Annotated in this window: 21 protein-coding genes; 1 reads left to right on the plus strand and 20 read right to left on the minus strand. The window is 45.1% G+C overall.

The window, feature by feature from the left end; all coding sequences use genetic code 11:
* Positions 1-12 precede the first annotated feature (12 nt).
* From ACSQ8O_RS20615 to ACSQ8O_RS20695, 17 genes are all read right to left on the minus strand, one after another.
* Entirely contained in the window at positions 13-768 is a 756-nt protein-coding gene (locus tag ACSQ8O_RS20615) for a Spo0B domain-containing protein (protein WP_436243178.1), read from the minus strand.
* 188 nt (positions 769-956) lie between these two features.
* A complete protein-coding gene (gene rpmA, locus ACSQ8O_RS20620) occupies positions 957-1,271 on the minus strand; it encodes a 50S ribosomal protein L27 (protein WP_036742986.1) in 315 nt (104 codons plus the stop codon).
* A 4-nt stretch (positions 1,272-1,275) separates the two neighbouring features.
* Positions 1,276-1,629: a ribosomal-processing cysteine protease Prp gene (locus ACSQ8O_RS20625; protein ID WP_436243179.1), complete on the minus strand. Its 354-nt coding sequence runs from the start codon at positions 1,627-1,629 to the stop codon at positions 1,276-1,278.
* Positions 1,630-1,641: 12 nt separating this feature from the next.
* Positions 1,642-1,953: a 50S ribosomal protein L21 gene (gene rplU / locus ACSQ8O_RS20630; protein WP_028555793.1), complete on the minus strand. Its 312-nt coding sequence runs from the start codon at positions 1,951-1,953 to the stop codon at positions 1,642-1,644.
* Between the two features lie 156 nt (positions 1,954-2,109).
* Positions 2,110-3,273 (minus strand): Rne/Rng family ribonuclease, encoded by a 1,164-nt coding sequence (locus tag ACSQ8O_RS20635; protein ID WP_436243180.1) that lies wholly within the window; start codon positions 3,271-3,273, stop codon positions 2,110-2,112.
* A gap of 23 nt (positions 3,274-3,296) precedes the next feature.
* The gene (locus ACSQ8O_RS20640) at positions 3,297-4,172 is read right to left on the minus strand and encodes a site-2 protease family protein (RefSeq protein WP_436243181.1); all 876 of its coding nucleotides are present in this window, start codon (positions 4,170-4,172) and stop codon (positions 3,297-3,299) included.
* The gene (locus tag ACSQ8O_RS20645) at positions 4,165-5,040 is read right to left on the minus strand and encodes a peptidoglycan DD-metalloendopeptidase family protein (protein WP_436243182.1); all 876 of its coding nucleotides are present in this window, start codon (positions 5,038-5,040) and stop codon (positions 4,165-4,167) included. The genes ACSQ8O_RS20640 and ACSQ8O_RS20645 overlap by 8 nt, the downstream gene beginning before the upstream one ends.
* Positions 5,041-5,186: 146 nt before the next feature.
* Positions 5,187-6,335, minus strand: coding sequence for an FtsW/RodA/SpoVE family cell cycle protein (locus ACSQ8O_RS20650; RefSeq protein WP_436243183.1), 1,149 nt, complete (start codon positions 6,333-6,335; stop codon positions 5,187-5,189).
* Positions 6,336-6,342: 7 nt separating this feature from the next.
* Complete coding sequence (gene minD, locus ACSQ8O_RS20655; protein ID WP_056610363.1) at positions 6,343-7,137, minus strand: septum site-determining protein MinD; 795 nt, start codon at positions 7,135-7,137, stop codon at positions 6,343-6,345.
* 41 nt (positions 7,138-7,178) lie between these two features.
* Entirely contained in the window at positions 7,179-7,835 is a 657-nt protein-coding gene (gene minC, locus ACSQ8O_RS20660) for a septum site-determining protein MinC (RefSeq protein WP_436243184.1), read from the minus strand.
* Between the two features lie 72 nt (positions 7,836-7,907).
* On the minus strand, positions 7,908-8,435 hold the full coding sequence (mreD, locus tag ACSQ8O_RS20665; protein ID WP_436243185.1) for a rod shape-determining protein MreD: 528 nt from the start codon (positions 8,433-8,435) through the stop codon (positions 7,908-7,910).
* A gap of 13 nt (positions 8,436-8,448) precedes the next feature.
* The gene (gene mreC, locus ACSQ8O_RS20670) at positions 8,449-9,300 is read right to left on the minus strand and encodes a rod shape-determining protein MreC (protein ID WP_082595265.1); all 852 of its coding nucleotides are present in this window, start codon (positions 9,298-9,300) and stop codon (positions 8,449-8,451) included.
* 33 nt (positions 9,301-9,333) lie between these two features.
* Positions 9,334-10,368 carry a rod shape-determining protein gene (locus ACSQ8O_RS20675; RefSeq protein ID WP_436243186.1) on the minus strand — a complete coding sequence of 345 codons (1,035 nt, stop codon included), beginning with the start codon at positions 10,366-10,368 and terminating at the stop codon, positions 9,334-9,336.
* A 36-nt stretch (positions 10,369-10,404) separates the two neighbouring features.
* Entirely contained in the window at positions 10,405-11,094 is a 690-nt protein-coding gene (gene radC, locus ACSQ8O_RS20680; RefSeq protein WP_436243187.1) for a RadC family protein, read from the minus strand.
* Between the two features lie 110 nt (positions 11,095-11,204).
* Entirely contained in the window at positions 11,205-11,654 is a 450-nt protein-coding gene (locus ACSQ8O_RS20685; protein ID WP_056610353.1) for an RrF2 family transcriptional regulator, read from the minus strand.
* A gap of 121 nt (positions 11,655-11,775) precedes the next feature.
* Complete coding sequence (locus tag ACSQ8O_RS20690; RefSeq protein WP_056610350.1) at positions 11,776-12,378, minus strand: Maf family protein; 603 nt, start codon at positions 12,376-12,378, stop codon at positions 11,776-11,778.
* A 52-nt stretch (positions 12,379-12,430) separates the two neighbouring features.
* The gene (locus ACSQ8O_RS20695; RefSeq protein WP_056610348.1) at positions 12,431-12,673 is read right to left on the minus strand and encodes a DUF4321 domain-containing protein; all 243 of its coding nucleotides are present in this window, start codon (positions 12,671-12,673) and stop codon (positions 12,431-12,433) included.
* Positions 12,674-12,951: 278 nt separating this feature from the next.
* Here ACSQ8O_RS20695 and ACSQ8O_RS20700 point away from each other — a divergent pair, with 278 nt between their 5' ends.
* A complete protein-coding gene (locus ACSQ8O_RS20700) occupies positions 12,952-14,187 on the plus strand; it encodes an N-acetylmuramoyl-L-alanine amidase (protein WP_436243188.1) in 1,236 nt (411 codons plus the stop codon).
* A gap of 54 nt (positions 14,188-14,241) precedes the next feature.
* Here ACSQ8O_RS20700 and ACSQ8O_RS20705 read toward each other — a convergent pair whose 3' ends face one another.
* The 3 genes from ACSQ8O_RS20705 to ACSQ8O_RS20715 form a co-directional block, all read right to left on the minus strand.
* Positions 14,242-15,588, minus strand: a complete 1,347-nt coding sequence (locus ACSQ8O_RS20705; RefSeq protein ID WP_436243189.1) for a hypothetical protein — start codon at positions 15,586-15,588, stop codon at positions 14,242-14,244.
* A 161-nt stretch (positions 15,589-15,749) separates the two neighbouring features.
* On the minus strand, positions 15,750-17,138 hold the full coding sequence (murC, locus tag ACSQ8O_RS20710) for a UDP-N-acetylmuramate--L-alanine ligase (RefSeq protein WP_436243190.1): 1,389 nt from the start codon (positions 17,136-17,138) through the stop codon (positions 15,750-15,752).
* Between the two features lie 7 nt (positions 17,139-17,145).
* Positions 17,146-18,519: a bifunctional folylpolyglutamate synthase/dihydrofolate synthase gene (locus ACSQ8O_RS20715; protein WP_436243191.1), complete on the minus strand. Its 1,374-nt coding sequence runs from the start codon at positions 18,517-18,519 to the stop codon at positions 17,146-17,148.
* Positions 18,520-18,532: the final 13 nt, after the last annotated feature.

Consider the following 18,532-nt stretch of genomic DNA (forward strand, 5'->3'; position numbering starts at 1 on the left):
TACACCTCAACTTTATATATGAAACGGCAATCGTAGCGTGACACTTGCTTCTTCTTCATGCCAATCATCATTCTCAAGCAAATACTGTGAACCTTTCGATGAAAAACGCGCTAAAACCAATTGCTCAAGTTGTTCCCGATTATAGGGGCCTTGATATACAAAATCAAGCAGTAAGCCATCTTCTTGAACATCAAACTCCAAGCTGAGAGTGCCACTTTCCCCATCTTCGAATGCCGTATGTTCCTGAATGCATGCCACCATTTGCCGAACCAATCGTTCAATCAGTCCGTGCTGGATCGGGAGTTGTCCAAGATTAATTTCTTGCTCAACTTCCACATTCAGCTCTAACGTCTTTGACTGCACACGGAATTGAAGCAAATAAGCAATAAAAGAGGGGATTCCCAGCTTGGAGAGATTGCTTTCCTGCTGCATAGTCATTTTTATTTTTTCCATATAGGGCCGCAAATTATCAAACTTCTTCATTTGAATGTAACCAAATAAAATCTGGGTATCATTCATCCAATCATGCCGCAAGCGATTTACAACGGCAATCAGCTTCAGATGATCCTCTTGCTCTTGCTGCTTCAGCGTAGAACGCCACTTTTCTTCCATTCTACTTACTTCTAATCTCCAAGCTGTATACCCACTTATGAGAATGATTAGTAGAAATGCCACTCGAATAATCCACGGTTCTGTAACCAACAAGCCAGTCAATCCTATGAGCACAAGTGCTAATACATAGACCTGTGCGCTGCCCAATTGCTTCATTATCCGCTCGCCCCGTTCTCTGCTTTGTAACCGTTCATCCAGTATATCATGCTGCCTGGAAAACTTCACCAAACAAACGAGAAAACCCCCGCCCCGGGCCATCCGAAATGAGTGATCACGGTTAGAGGTTTTTCCATACATATTGAGAAAAAATCCCTGGATGAACTCTCGCTCACCAGGGATTCTAATTACGCTTCTAGAGCTGCAGCTACTGGAGCTACATCAACTGGGTATACGCTCACTTTTTTGCGATCGCGGCCCAAACGCTCGAATTTCACTACGCCTTGTACCAAAGCGAAAAGTGTATCATCCGAACCGATGCCTACGTTCGTTCCTGGGTGAATTTTCGTACCGCGTTGACGGTAGAGAATGCTTCCAGCAGTAACAGTTTGACCGTCAGCACGTTTAGCGCCAAGGCGCTTAGAGTGTGAGTCACGACCGTTCTTTGTGGAACCTACCCCTTTTTTGGAAGCGAATAATTGGAGATCCAATTTCAAAAACATGGTGTTATCCTCCTTTGTGATAGATTGTTTCAATCGTTATATAGTCACCGTAAGTTTGTTCAATCGTTTGTAACATAACGACCATCGATTCTATGATTAACTGCACTTGACCCCAAGTTTCAGGCATGGCACGCGCACTATCTGGGATGGTTACATCCAGCAGTCCAGGCTCCATTTCGTGAATGGGAATCACACCGGTTAAGGATTCTATCGAGTTACATGTACCAACGGAAATCGCTGATACCGCGGCGCAGACCAAGTCTTTGCCAGGCACGTCATATTCAGCATGGCCTTCCACTATAAAAGAAAGAATTTGAGGTGAATCCGGTGCAAGACGTTCTATGGTCACGTAGATCATAGGGCTTGTCTCTTACGCTTGGATTTTCTCAACTACTACTCTTGTGTACGGTTGACGATGACCTTGCTTTTTGTGATAGTTCTTTTTCGGTTTGTACTTATAAACGATGACTTTTGCGCCTTTGCCGTGTTTCTCCACTTTCGCGGAAACTGAAGCACCTGCAACCAATGGAGCACCTACTACTAGGCCATCCTCTTTGGAAACCAAGAACACACGATCAAAAGAAACAACCTCACCCTCAGCAGCGTTCAATTTTTCGATGTAAAGAACATCGCCCTCTTGAACTTTGTACTGTTTACCACCTGTTTCAATAATTGCGTACATTTTCATTACCTCCTCATGTCTCAGACTCGCCTTGTGCAGGTGACGGAACAGAATTAATTCCATTCGCGTACTTCGACCTGTTTCGTGCGGTTACAGCATGCCTAAACAACACACTCCGAGTATTATATCACAGTTATATTTTCATATGCAAACCTTTTATTTGCGTTTCCGAGTCATTTCCAACAATCCTAACTTGGTCCAACCTACAATTGTCGTCTTAGAACGATCCTTGCGTACAGCTTCCGCCATATTCGCCATGACCTTCGCACGATTGTCTTCTGCATGCATGTCAATAAAATCGACAATAATAATGCCCCTCAGATTTCGAAGCCGCAAAAGCCTAGGGATCTCGATAGCTGCTTCCCGATTAATATCTGTAACCGTTTGCTCTAAATCAATAGAACCCGTATATCGTCCCGTATTGACATCAATTACTGTCAGCGCCTCAGTTTGATCGATGATTAAATACCCTCCGCTAGGGAGCCAGATTTTACGACGAAAGCTCTGGTTCAGCTCTTCCGTGACGCCGAAATGATCGAACATAGGTGTTCTACGGTCGTAGAAAGCGATGCGGCCACGCCAACCCGGTTGCTGCTTGCGTAATAAGATTCTCATTTCCTCAAAAACCTTATTATTGCTCATCCACACTTCTTGAACTTCATCCGATATCACATCTCGCGCTAGTTTGGGCAATAAATCCAGATCTTGATAAAGCTGTGCGGGAACATGTGTTTCTTCTCGCTTCGCTAGAATTGTACTCCACACATCGCGTAAATTTTGCAAATCGTCTCGAATAGCTTCTTCACTTTGACCTATTGCACCTGTTCGAATAATCACGCCTTCACCAGGCATAAGATTACCCTCTGCTAGCTGCTTTAGTCGCTGTCGCTCAGCCTCTAGGTCAATTTTACGAGATATGGCAATATAATCCGCATCTGGCATATAAACAATCCAACGGCCCGGAATGGAAACGTGCGTAGTCACTCTTGCCCCTTTGGTCCCCTGTGGATCCTTGCTCACTTGAACCATTAGCATTTGCCCCACTTCAGCAATATCCGTAATGGAAGGCTTAATCTTAGGTTGCTTGTCCACATGAACGGGGAGGAGATCGTCTATATAAAGAAAGGCATTCTTCGCAAGTCCAATATCGACGAATGCCGCTTGCATGCCGGGAAGTACGTTAACGATGCGGCCCATGTAGATGCTGCCTGCCCGTTGAGATTCAAGCGGATACTGCGTATCATACTCCACAAGACGTCCATCCTCTAGCAATGCCGCTTGTGTAAGCTCTGGTGCGCAGTGAATTATCAGTTGCTTCATACATGTTCACCTCACCAGTTATTTTACATGAAAAGATCGGAAACTGCACTCCCCGGTTTTTTCCCATCTAAATAACCGCCGACGATTTGCTGTTCGGGCAGCACAGCTTGGATGCGCCCTGCTTCATTCACGACATAAATTAAGTGGTATCGTTCGCGCATAAAAAGCTTCAATGTCTCCGCCATCGTTAGCTGCTTCGTAATTACAATCGGCTGCGCTCTAGTACCTCGGCCCAGCAACTGCCCTACTCGCAACCCGCGCCCCATTAGGAAACGTAGAAAATGATAGGGAATCTGTCGGTAAGCATACCAATTGGATACAAGTAGAAATAGTCCTATCACTAGAATATTAATTGGCAGTTGCCCTTGTACGAGCTGAATAATCGCCATAACAATGATTGAGGAGCTTATGATCATACTGATCCAAACCGAATAAACAATCGTATTATGAAACGACATGATATAGCCTAACAAGCCTTGCATGATTTTCCCGCCATCGAGCGGCATCACTGGTATCAGATTGAATAATCCGATCATGAGATTTGCTTCAATGAAGTAATCCCACCAGTTACCACTTCCAATATCCAGTGACTTCAATATCAACGCCAGTAGTATCATCCATACGTGTTGAAGTGGTCCCGCTATGGCAACGATCAACTCCTCACGAGTAGACGTACTCCCTAGCTCATCAACAATTAAGACACCACCAAAGGGAAGTAGCTGCACTTCTTGGACCCTCCAACCGAACCCTTTCGCCGCGGTTAAATGCCCTAGTTCATGGATGAGTACGATGCCGAATAACGTGATTGCCTCCAAGAAATACCCCGTTATCGCACAGCCAATCATAATTAAAGTGAATAATGGATGAAATCGATATTTCGTCCCTGCCCATTTAATCAAAGGTGATCACATCCACCGGATTGATCGTTACGCCTTCTTTCATGACTGAGAAATACAAATTCCCCTTTGTTGGATCTTTGGCAGAAGCTTTACCTATGGGCTCCCCTACCTTCATCCAATCGCCAACAGCTACAGTAACCTCACTTAGTCCACCGTATAAAGATTCCAATCCTCCAGGATGTCGAATCATAATCGTTAATCCCGTATCCGTAGTTTTACCTGCGAAAATAACCTGCCCTGTGTCCATCGCATACACCGGGGCAAACTCAGCCGTGTTCAATTTGACTCCCTTATGGATTGTTCCATCGTAGCTGCTTAACACGCTTCCTTTGGCTGGTGCGAAGAGCGTACGCTTCGAGGTACTTACAATCACAGCTTCATTGCCTGCTCGGTTAAAGCTTGGAATAAAGGAAGGAGCCCCTCCGAACTTATCAGCATACCAAGCGGACAAAGCCGTAAAGTCATAGGACTGCGTTAGTGCTGCTGTTATATATAGCTTTCCTTGATTAGCCCATGGCTTGTCTATGTGAAACATTCCGTAAACAGATGCAAATAGGGCACCACTGATGAGCAGCTTCAAGGCAATTCTCCGCGCAGATGGCGGAGTAAGAATTCCTCTTTCTGCATCATCATTCGCCGTATCCATCATAAGCTTCTGTCTCCAGGCAAATTCAGGGTCCTCCATGCGTCTTCTCCAGTCAGGATCAACATATAACGGCATTTCCTCTTTTTGTCGTGTTGGCATTAGGAAATCAACCGACGGAGAGGATCTGTGTGAGCTTCCATTCCCAAGTGTTGCTTCTGACGATTCTCGCAAATGGCGAAGTCGCTCTAGCCGGCGTTGCTTTACTTTATCTTTTATAACCATAGAATCCCCTCCTCATAGACTTTCATTAGTACAGCCTATGAGCAGATGGACAAGATTATGTGAAAAGTCCAGCCTTCGTTCTGCTTGCAGAAATAGAAAAAGCCCGCGGCCTCGATAAGGTCACGGACTTAACATAGATTTAGCCATTAAAACAATTCAGGTGCACGCTCTTGATGCAGCTTCACACTCATGACAAGGCCTAGTGAAAGCATATTGATGAGAAGTGAGGTCCCTCCATAACTGACGAAAGGGAGTGTAATACCGGTTAATGGCATAATGCCAATCATCATTCCAACGTTCTCAAAAATTTGGAATACGAACATAGATACAACACCAACAACGATATATGCGCCAGCAAGCTGAGAACTTTGAATAGAGATCAGAATCATACGATAGATAAGTAAGAAATAAATAAGCAAAAGTACGGCAGAACCACGGAATCCAAACTCTTCCCCTACAACAACGAAGATCGAATCGGAATAGGCGAAAGGAATGAAATTACTGTGCACAGAGGTCCCCTTCAAGAAACCCTCACCTTCCAAACCACCAGAACCAATCGCCCTTACCGCGTTGCGTACCTGATAATTATCATCATCCGACACATCCTGCGGATAAAGGAACGTATCTATCCGATCCATCCAGTGACTGAAGCCGTATCCCTTAAGCATTTCAAACAAACTATCATGAAAATGTTTATATAACGTCAGTGTCAGGAAGCCTACTCCGACCACGAGAAGGATACTTATTAACACTTGTGAGTATTTGATATTCCCAATCCATAGCATCCCTATCAAAATAATAACAAAAATAATCGCATTCCCTAGATCCGGCTGTATGAGAACAAGCGCAAATGGGAGAAACACAGCTACCCCTACAGGAATAATATCATTCTTCACCTGAAGCAAGTCCCCGCCGCGTCTGGCAAGGAGAGCTGTAATGCAAATAATCAAGATTAATTTGACGAGCTCTGCTGGTTGAAATGTCAATCCTCCAGGAAGTTCAAACCAGCCGCGGGCACCGTGAATTTTTTTACCAAAAAAATAGACGGCAATCAATGAGACAATTCCAATCCCATACAAATATGGAGCAATTCGTATAAGTACACGATAATCGAATAAACTACATGCTAGAAATGCGACGAGTCCTACCGCATATAAAATCAGAATTTTCGAAATGCTGATGTTAATGGTCGGGTGATCGACAGATGAGCTGTAGACCATCATTGTACTTATCACCATGAAGGCAAACAGAATGACAACAATTGGAATATCAATGTTTTTCAGTTTGGCAAACACAGAACAATCATCCTATTCCAATAAACTTTTTCATTCGTTTTACCCAACCGGTTTTGTCCTCTAGCTGCATAAGTGGCACGGTATCGCCAACAATACGCCTAGCAATATTCCGATATGCAATGGCTGCGCGTGATGATGGGTTCATCACCGTTGGTTCTCCTAGATTAGCCGCCTTAATTACGTGCTCATCATCCGGTACAATTCCTAACAAATCTATTGCAAGTACAGAGCAAATTTCATCGATATCCAGCATTTCACCTTTTTTCACCATTTGAGGGCGAATACGGTTAATGACAAGCTTCGGTGAAGATATTTTCTCATTTTCCAAAAGGCCAATAATCCGATCCGCATCACGCACAGCGGCATTTTCCGGAGTCGTCACAACAATCGCTTTATCTGCGCCTGCAACCGCGTTCTTGAAGCCCTGCTCAATCCCCGCTGGACAGTCGATAATGACATATTCGAAATCATTTTTGAGTTCCAAAATAATCGTCCGCACCTGTTCCGGAGTTACGGCGTGCTTGTCCTTCGTTTGAGCAGCTGGTAATAAATACAGCTCATCAAATCGTTTATCCTTAATTAGTGCTTGCGGCAATCGGCAACGCCCTTCCGCAACGTCCACAAGATCATAGATAATCCGATTTTCCAATCCCATCACAACATCCAGATTACGTAAACCAATATCCGTATCAACCATGCATACTTTCTTCCCCAGAAGTGCAAGTGCAGTCCCCAGATTAGCGGAAGTCGTCGTTTTACCAACGCCACCTTTACCTGAGGTGACAACGATAGCCTCTCCCATATTCCTCACCCCAGACACAGTTTATATGTTAAAAATATTTATTAAATTGGAGCTTCCGGCCAAATCCGATGAAGCTGATGTAGCTTATCGATTTCCATTTTGCCTTCTTTGACATAAGCAAATTCCATGAAAGCCTCCTCGATCCCCCACTCATCTGGAGAACGACTGATGACCCCGGCAATTCGTAATTGAGTAGGCCGCATATGAGACGCAGCAATGATTGCTTTTTCGTCTCCATCTGACCCTGCGTGAGCCATACCGCGAAGTGAACCCATTATGTAAATGTTCCCTGTGGAGGTAATGATTCCGCCTGGGTTAACATCACCTAAATAAAGTAAATCGCCTTCGTTGTGAAGGGTTTGTCCTGAACGAATCATTCCTCTTAGCGTTGTCATGGATACCTTGGGCTCCGGTGGAGCCTCCACCTTAGGCGGTTCACTCTCGATGGATTGAATCAAGAGATTCCCCTTCTGCTTAATCACAGCTCGAATCTCTTCTTTCTGCTCATCGGTGGCCACACGGTTGCCCAATTTGACATTCACATGAATAATCGGACCCGTTAATATTTGTTGATGCGTTTTCTCAAGCTTATGTTGCAGCTCTTGCAACAGCTCTTGCCAATCGCATGCGTCATTTAGTAAAAAAACTAGGCCATCTTTGACCCCTTTAATCATAACATGGTGCTTCGCTACAGACATAATGGCATGACGACCTCCCAACCTATACATTTCGGCCCTTGTTCTAAATTCTCCTGCTTATCGCCTGGAAAATTAATCTTCCTTCGCTGAAGCTGCAAGTCGTTTGCCTTCAAGCAGTTTGCGGATGGGGACGTAGCAAATCAAGGCCACAAGTAAATTGAATAGAACACTTGGGAGCATGTAATGGGTGAGAGCAAAATTCAAATCAATGGCAATCACTTTGAATAAGCGGTTGATCCCATAGTTGAGAAACTCAAATATTAATAATCCTAAGCTTGTAATAAGCAAGTTGTAAAAAATTAGATTGGGCTGCTTGCGCTGCGCAAGACCTGCCAAATAGCCTACGAGTCCCATGCTGAAAGAGTAAACGCCCAACATCGCTCCATAGTAAGTGAAATCGTGTAATAATCCGAACAGAAGCCCGTAAAGCAGAGCCGCATGACGATGATGAAATAGTCCAATAAACATAATGAATACCAAAGGTAAGTGAGGTGTTACATAGACGATCGATTGCCAAGAGGCTGGCAGTAACCATACGACTAAACTGCCTTGAAGGATAAACAGACCGAACAGGATGAGCCATAACACATGTCTATTCATTTGTTGGCTCACCTCATTTCACTTCCGGAACTTCAACGACGAACACTTCACGGATTCGGTTAAAGGATGCTTTGGGCTTCACCATTACCTTATAGGTAATGCCGAATTCCCCAGGTCCAATGGAAGAGATCGTCCCAACTTCAATCCCCTTTGGAAATACCTGCCCTAAGCCTGATGTAATAATCGTATCGCCGATTTTCATATCGTCAGCATGTTCAACCTTATTCATCACTAGCTCCCCAAGCTTGGGATCATAAGATTCAATCATCCCGAATGGCTGTGACTCATTCCCTTTGACTGTGACAGCAATGGCTTTGGAGTTGTTGTCGGTATCATTGGTCTCCGACAAGAGCTGCACGTTGGAGTGAAACCCAAATACTTTACTCACTCTTCCCACTAAGCCATCGACAGACATAACCGCCATATTTTCCTTAATCCCATCTTTATCACCCAAATTAATCGTTACGGTGCTGTTGTAGGGGTCGGGATCAATCGTGACGACCTCAGCGATTCTGTACGTATAATTGTTAGCTTCACGCTGACGTTCTGTGAAACCAAGTGATTCCATGAGTCGTTTGTTCTGCGATTCAAGTTCATTCAACCTTTGCGTATCTCGAGCGTATTGTGTGAGCGTCAGCTTCAACGTCTTGTTTTCTTCATATATGACACGCAGTTGTCTGATGTCTTCGAAGAAACCCGCTACCTGCGCAGCGGGCTTGTACAAGAGTCCTTGCGTCCATGATATCGAGTCTTTGACGAATTTCTCAGGCCATGTCATCGGCCCTCGATTCCCAAGTGTTAGTCCCATTAAAATAAAGAAACAGACTAAACCGGACATAAGAAAAATAAGTCGTTTATTTCCCATGAATTTAAACAAATTAGCACCTTCTAACGAAAATTAACCCTTATACCTTGAACCAGATCCTGATTTGTTTTTGAATAAGTGAATATTCTCTAATGCACGTCCCGTTCCAATCGCAACGCAATCGAGCGGATTTTCGGCAACCATAACGGGCATACCCGTTTCTCTTGCCAGGAGTCGGTCCAAATTACGAAGCAATCCGCCTCCGCCAGTCAATACAATACCGCGATCCATAATATCCGCCGACAGCTCTGGTGGACATTTCTCAAGCGTGACCTTTACAGCCTCCACAATAGCACTTACCGTGTCAGACAACGATTCCGTAATTTCTACGGACGTTACACTAATTGTTTTAGGTAACCCGCTTACAAGATCACGACCACGAATTTCCAACGAATCGGCTTTATCTGTGTTAAGCGCTGAGCCAATTTCAATCTTCAGTGTTTCCGCGGTACGTTCCCCAATCATGAGGTTGTAGGTACGTTTAATATATTGAATAATGGCCTCATCCATTTCATCACCAGCGATACGAATCGATCGACTGGTTACAATACCGCCAAGTGAGATAACAGCAACTTCTGTCGTACCTCCGCCAATATCAACAACCATACTCCCTGTCGGCTCCCATACTGGAAGATCCGCTCCAATCGCAGCAGCGAAAGGCTCCTCGATCGTGTAAGCTTCTCTTGCTCCCGCTTGCTTCGTAGCATCTTCAACAGCACGCTTTTCTACAGCGGTAATCCCCGATGGCACACACACCATGACATTCGGATGACGCGGAAACAACCAACGTTGCTTCTGAGCTTGTCGAATAAAATATCGAATCATCGTTGCGGTCGTGTCGAAATCGGCAATAACACCATCCTTCATCGGACGTACTGCACGGATATTCCCAGGTGTACGACCAATCATCTTTTTGGCTGATTCACCGACTGCTTCAATTGTTTTTGTATCTGTACGAAGGGCGACCACCGAAGGCTCCCTAACGATAATTCCTCTGCCTTTCACATAAACCAATGTATTCGCGGTACCCAAATCAATCCCTAGATCTTTCGTAAAACCACCAAACATACAAACGGCTCCTTTCCTCTAGCGTGTTCTATTATATTACATAAAGCCTTGTTCCTTCAAACTTATAAATCTCTGATCTCCAATGATAACATGATCCAACACTTCAATACCAATTATTGCTCCAGCTTCTACTAATCGACCTGTCAGACTAATATCTTCCGGACTTGGGGTAGGATCTCCACTAGGATGGTTATGTACACAAATGATCGAGGCACTGCTTCGTTTAATCGCTGCACGAAAAACTTCCCTAGGATGGACAATCGAGGCGTTCAAGCTGCCCATAGATAAAGTCTCTTGCGCAATGACATGATTTTTAGTATTAAGGAACAAGCAAACAAAGTGCTCTTTCTGTAAATAGCGAAGATCCTCGCTCATTAAATTGGCGATATCTTTGGGCGAACGAATCGTTATCCGCTCCTCAAATGAGCTTTTGGCTAGCCTGCGTCCTAGCTCAATACCCGCAAGAATTTGAAGAGCCTTGGCATCACCAATCCCCTTGATCTGCGTTAATTGATCCTTGCTCATATCTACAAGACTGCGCAGCCCCCCGCTTTCACTTAGAATCCGGCTTGCCAAATGAATGGCTGATTCCGCTACCGTTCCTGTCCGTAATAATATAGCAAGCAGTTCGGCATGACTTAACGCGCCTGCCCCCAGTTGAAGCATTCGCTCCCGCGGTCTTTCTTCGATCGGAACTTCTCGCAGCATCAAGCTTGAGCTTTCCATGTTTTCCCCTCTTCCGTAATGTAGGATATGTTACTTATTGCTATCCCATGCATGCGGGTACAAGCCCTAAAAACAACATAAAACCCCCGGATTGTGAGATCCGAGGGCTTCTAGGATAGAGATTCTGTATTCGATTTCGGACATTCAAATGCCCTTATTTGTTCTAACATACTGCCAATTGTATGACCTTCAAAGTAATTTTCCATTTGCTTCTCAGCATCGTTGAAAACTTTACCCATCAATCTATCCATTTTGGATGATATCATACAAGGCTTGGACTCATCACCAGAGCACCAGCTCGGCTTCAAAGTACCTTGACATGTCAATCTGTAAATCTCCCCGAGTGTGACTTCCTCAGGCTTGCAACTCAGTATAAAACCGCCACCGATACCTTCCTTCGTTGACACGTACCCTGCTTTTCGAAGAAAGCCCATAACTTTACGAATACGGGCAGAATGCGTTGATACATTAGCAGCAATTTCTTCACTAGTTGCCATATGATCAGGTAAGTGAGCTAACAGAACAAGGCTGTGGACGGCAATTGTAAATTCGCTGTTCATGGCAGATACCTCCCAGAAGAATGCGAAGTCATGTCGCTTACTGTCATTGTAACCGTTACAGATTGCTCAGTCAATCTTATTACCCTATTTTGGACTAGAATGGATAGAGTTGGAAATGGCACTACAGAACTTGAATATCGAACGTCAGCAGCAAGTCACTCAACAAGGAAAGTGGAAGTCCCACAACGGTGAAATAATCCCCCTCGATCCCGCTGATAATCGTTGCGCCTATACCTTGAATTGCGTAAGACCCGGCTTTATCTTTGGGCTCCCCAGTAGCAATATAGCGCAAAATTTGTTCATCTGTCATCGGCTTCATCCGTACGTGCGTCACGCTATGCGAGACTACTTGTTGACCTGTTGCTGCATCCACACAGGCAACACCACTGTAAACCTGATGCACATTCCCTTGCAGACCCTTGAGCATGCGGAAAGCATCTTGCTCATCGACTGGTTTACCTAGAATTTCCTCGTTATACACAACAACTGTATCAGATCCAATGATAATACCATGTTGCTCTTGAACCTCTAGCATTTCTCTGACTGTTGAAGCCTTGCGTAAAGAAAGTAACTCAACGAGCTCAGATGGTGTTATTTTTTGTTCGACGGTCTCATCCGCGTCACTCACACGAATAATATAGGGTAGTCCGAAAGATTGGATTAGCTCCTGCCTCCGCGGCGACGATGAAGCAAGAATTAGTCTTTGATGTTCTTTGGTTTGCATGCTCAACAACTCCTAAAATAATAATCCCTCTGCTTTAACGTTCAAAAACTCACTAGAGTTTCCGATATAGGAGATAAGCTCCTACTAGTCCAATAATACTGCATAGGTTTAGCTTTACCAAAAGGTGGAATTCATATTTCACAACTTGTAAATCCGCTTTAGGTTCCCAAGAAATTTGAACTGATTTGGTTAAAAATGCGAGAGCAGGAACGGGCGCCAGCAGCTGGCCGATAATAATCCCAGTAATTAACCCGACGATTAAAAAAATGATCAGTGTAAATGTGCTTTTTTTCATTCCTGTCATCCTCTCCAAGTATGTACAAGCACTATTATACGGGGAATCCCCTCTTTTTTCCATGCAAAATAAGCGGCTGGCAGTTAAATAAACCGATGGTGATTCTTACCTGCTTACAGCCTAGATCAATCCTAGTGAGAAAACTTCTATCGATGTCATTCGAAGATGAGCGACCGCGTTTAGAGGTAAGTTTTATCGCCAATTAGAAAGCAGTTTATGGAAACCATAAATTGATAGATTCTAATGTGGTAAGATAGTCACCGGAGGTAATTTCAACTATGACTCTACTTAAACGACTTATTCTGTTCACTTTATTCCTTACAATTTCATTCCCTTACCAGGCATTCGCTTACAAGGTTGTGCTCGATCCCGGGCATGGGGGAAGTGACCCTGGCGCAATTGGTGTTGGTGGGCTCCGTGAAACAGATGTCAATCTGGACATCACGTTAAAGGTTCGACAAGCCCTTCTTGAACGCGGTTACGAGGTGGTCATGACACGCACCAACGACACTTTCTTATCACTCGCTGAAAGGGTTGCCTTCACGAATGAACAGCAGGCTGACTTATTCGTATCCATTCATGCCAACGCACATTCGAGCAGTAAAGCTAATGGAACCATGGTACTCTACTATGACAATGCATCCCCACAAGAAGATTACCCAGCAAGCAGTGCGATGACGCAATTAACGCCTTACAGTAAAGATTTGGCACAGCGTGTGCAGGATGCATTACTCGCGCAATCCGGTACCAAAGACTTAGGGCTGACACCAAGCGCTGTCTACGTGGCCCGAATGGGAACCATTCCGAGTATTCTAGTAGAAACAGCTTTTCTCACGAATGCTAGTGATGCTGCCTTGCTTGCTAGTAGCGCTATGCGCTCAAAGATGGCCATCGGCATCGCCAATGGGATTAGCAGCTATGAACCACCTCTTTTTACTGACGTGCTTGTACATTGGTCCAGATCATCTGTACTTCGCATGAAGAATAAAGGTATTGTCGAAGGCGTCGGCAACAATTACGAACCAGACCGTGCGCTTACGAGAGCAGAGTTCCTTATACTGATGGATCGCGTATTTACCTTCAGCCAGCTGCCGGCTGTCTGCAGCACGACCGGAAGTGTAACTTCCAGTGTGTATGGCTGTGGGACTGGTACCTCGAAAAGCTATTCGGATTTATCTGCTTCCCATTGGGCAAGCGGCGTTTTTGCCAAAGCGGCCAAATTAAACTTACTACAAGGGTATGCTGATGGGACGATTCGACCTAATCAGGCGATTACGCGCGGGGAAGTTGCTTATTTATTCAATCAGCTTCTACAAATGACATCACCAACTGCACAACCCACGTATACAGCCGCATTCGATGATGTACCGAAGTCCATGTGGAGCGCTTCAGCCATCCTAACTTTGAAGGATAAAGGTATCATTAATGGCATAACGGACACTTCCTTTAAGCCTGATCAAACGATGACAAGGGCTGAGATTGCCGCCCTGCTCGATCGTTACATCACGAAGTAACAAGAAAGCCGTGTATCCCGGGCTCCGTAGAGTTCAGGGTACACGGCTTTTTCCTTATGCTACGCTAATCGTCTTAAGAAGATTTTTCTGAGCAATAATGTACTGCATCAAGGCTGACTGCGCTTGCCACATCAAGGCCTGAGATGGTGTTTTCTTGTATTCTTCCATCGATTGAACGGCACTATTGATCGCACTTGTCATCTTCGTCAGCAACGGCTTAACATCATCACCCGCCCCGTTAGTCAGTCCCGTACCGAGCGTGATTAGTGCCTGATGCGAAGTACGAATCGACTGTAAAGAGACATCCGTAAGTGCTGTCGGCTTCGTCTCAGCCAAATGGACAAGCGTCAATCCACTCATTGTGGTCACAAGCTTGTCGCCCTCAGCAATATAATTGGGCAGGGATTCGGCCTTTGAGCCAGACCAACGAATGCCCGTTACCGCTGGGAAATCCACATTTTTCATAAAAACCTCAATCGTTTTATCCGTAGCCTCCACACCTTGTCTCAAGGCAATGGCATCGTCTCTCGTCTTTGCAAAGCCTACAAACACAGTAAGCTTATCGGAATTATCCATCGCGGAAGCAAGACCCTTTTTATTGAGTGAATCCTGAACTGCCTGAGCGCCTTGAAGCGAACTGAACACTCCATTTTGCAAAAATGTATATGATTTAGCGGGAATCTGCACAGCAGTAACAGCTGCTGTTGTAGCTGGGAGAGCTACATCCCCTGTACCCGTTTGTGTTTTGGTCGTGGAGGCAGCGGATTGCGTATTAGGTGATGGCACCGTAATTTTGGTAGGATTCGATGTCACTATACTCGTGCTCGTATCTCGATCCGAAGAGAACATGGAAAGCACGAAGAAACCGAATGCGATTCCCGTTACCACTGCCCCCGCTACAGATGTTGCTATGCGAATCCACGGCGCACCGGTCGACTTCGCATACCGAGTTCCAGTCCCCGGATCCCGGTAAGGCTCTTTGGAAGTCCAATTGGACCATTCCTCTCGATTGTCCGCAGGTGCAGGCTCAGGCTCCCTCTCTTGTCGAATAACCGTTGTTGGAATTGGAGAATTCTGCTGTTCACGAGATATTTGGGTTTCCCGAATGATGCGTTCTACACGCTCACCTTCTGATTCAATCTGGCTATGCCAGCTACCAAAATCAGTAGTGAACGTATTCAACGCATGCGGTTCAAATAATGACTCTACTTGCTCTCTTTCTGCTTGATCATATGGGGTTACTTCTTTCGGGCTGCGATCTATCTTCGGTTCTATAACTTTATACTCTTCTTGATAGAGCGGAATGACGTTCTCTTCTTGTTCATGCACCCTGGCTGCTCTGCGTGTGGACTCTGCCCCTGCCTTAGGGTCGAAGCGATATGTGATTCTACCTTTGTTCATTCTCTTCCCTCACTCCTCATCATATATATCCCGAAACGGGTACAATGCCGTATTATCTTGTCCCAATCTTCTGTTACTAGAGTATGAGAGAGAGAACCATATTATGATTTATTCAAGAAAAAAAGACCGCCTCCAGCCCTTCGGCTCAAGCGATCTTCTCTCTAGGTATGTGATTCGTATTTCATGCGCAGCGATTTAGCCAACCCATCCGCTGCTTTCCAGATGTCTCCTGCGCCCATTGTGAGAACGAGGTCACCAGGTTGAACATGGTCTACCAAATACGTTAGTACTTCTTCGCGTGTGGCAATGTGCTGAACATTCGGGTTGCTGTTGCTGCGTATCAACTCAACTAGCTTAACAGAGTCAACACCTTCAATCCGTTGTTCGCCTGCCGGTGAATAAATATCCGTAATGATCACTTCATCCGCTTCTAAGAAGGAGCGGCTAAACTGCTCGAACAAATAGTAGGTTCGCGTATAGCGTTGCGGCTGGAACACAGCGATGATCCGCTTTCTTGTTGCTTTCGCAGCAGAAATCGTTGCTTGAATTTCTGTCGGGTGATGCGCGTAATCATCAATGACCAAGATGTTCTCAACTTCTCCGAGTACTTGGAATCTACGCTTTGCACCACGAAACTCCTGAATTGCTTCCGCAATGTTCTCGAAAGATAGTCCTGCTTCCAAGCAAGTAATCAGTGTCGCAAGTGCATTGTATACGTTATGTTTACCAGGCACTGACAGGCTGACTTGGCCAAGTGTTGAACCATTAAACTCAACCGTAAAGGTTACCTTGCGATCACCTAGTGAGATGTCACGTGCGATATAATCCGCTTTCGTCTCAATCCCGTACGTAATCACTTGACTTTGAATTTCCGGAATCATTTCACGTAGGAATTCATCATCCTGACATACAATCGCTTTTCCGCCAGGTCTAACTTGGCTCAAGAATTGTTTGTATGCTTTCTTCAAGTTTTCGAAATCGCCATTGTAATTCTCCAAATGGTCAGCTTCGATATTGTTCACTAACGCAAGAGTTGGGTGATATTGCAAGAAGGTGCCATCGCTTTCATCGGCCTCCGCAACAACATACTCTCCTTTGCCAGCTTTGGCATTGCTGCCTACATTCATAATTTCTCCACCGATAATATACGTTGGATCCGTGCCGCAAATCTCCATGACCAAAGCAATCATGGAGGACGTTGTTGTCTTCCCGTGGGCGCCTGCTACGGCAATCCCTTTGCGTTCATTCATCAGCCTTCCCAGCATTTGTGAGCGATGAATAATCGGAATGTTCATTTGCTCTGCCGCTTGCATTTCCACATTATCTTTGGCTAATGCTGTCGAGTATACAACCAAATCGGCTCCCGATACGTTCGTTGCCTCATGGCCGATAAAGACTCTAGCACCTTTAGCTTTCAGTTTATCTGTAAGCTCTTGTTGTGCAAGATCTGACCCCGAAATACGGTATCCCATTTCGAGCATGACTTTGGCAATGGCACTCATGCCGTATCCGCCGATTCCTATAAAATGTACGTGTTCTGCTTGACTCACGCCGTTCTCACCATCCTTTTTCAGAATCGGTTTGATAGGTTATCCAAGAACGAACATCAGAGATTAAATACAGCGTGCCGGATACGACCGCCAGATCATCCTGCTCAGTTCTATTTGTTAATAAGGTTAGAGCTTGCTTCCAATCGCGTTCTACAACAACATCTATCTCGAGATTCATCTCTCGAAGCAGACCATTTGCAATTTCAGCGAGAAGGTAAGCATCCCCTTTTTTATGAAAATTTGCCTCTGTAATAATGAGCGTATCCACCAATGGTAGTATATGCCTTAAGTAGCCTGTATGATTCTTCGTAGCTAGCATTCCAATCATCATGTGAAGCTTCTTGTAGGTATACACATTCTGAAGTGCTGCAGCTAGCGTCGCAGCCCCCTCAGGGTTATGAGCCCCGTCTATAAGGATGCGCGGCTCCTGTGAAACCATTTCCAATCTACCTGGCCATTTGGTTCCCACAAGCCCCTTCTGCAAATCTACGTCCTCCACGATGGTGGCGTAATATTGACGAAGAACCTCAAGTGTCATGACCGCTACGGCAGCATTCTTCAATTGATGTTCACCATTCAATGTAATCGACAGATTCGGAATAGGTCGAAATGGTCCGTTAAACTGAAAACTTTGATGATCTAGCTCACTGTTCACTTCGGTCAAGTTAAATTGATCGCCAAGTGAATATAGTGTCGCTTTCTTCCCCTTTGCCGTTTGTTCGATAACGCTCCAAATCGCCGCAGGCTCCACAGCTGTAATGACGGGCACGCCTGCCTTAATAATACCCGCTTTTTCAGCTGCAACAAGTTCTAGGGTATCCCCCAGAATATCCATGTGATCATGACCGACATTCGTAATCACGGTAACAATTGGATTCACGATATTCGTGCTATCCAGCCTTCCCCCGAGTCCGGTTTCCCATACGACATAATCGGGATAAGCCACTTTACCAAAGTATAGTATCGCCAATGCTGTTGAAATTTCAAACATGGTTGGCGGGCCTACCTCTGTGACTGCAATCTCATCCACAATTGGCTTCATCTCATTCACTAAACGAAGCAGTACATCATCCTCAATATCGGCGCCATTGACTTGTATACGGTTCGTATACCTCACCAAGTAAGGTGACGTAAACGTGCCCACATCATAACCGCACGCTTGAAGCACGGAAGCAAGGTAAGCGCATGTTGAGCCCTTTCCATTCGTTCCGGCCACATGAATGAACTTCAGCCTACGTTCGGGGTTACCCAACTTCTCCATAAGTAGATGCATACGTTGGAGGCCCGGCTTCATGCCGAGCTTCTCCATCCGTCCAACGATCCAATCAATGGCTTCCTGTGCGGATTGGAATTCACCCGCAGTGTTCTTGATTTCATTCATTGTTCTCATCCTC

Source organism: Paenibacillus sp. LjRoot56 (genome assembly GCF_964253335.1).
Lineage (GTDB): Bacteria > Bacillota > Bacilli > Paenibacillales > NBRC-103111 > Paenibacillus_E > Paenibacillus_E allorhizoplanae.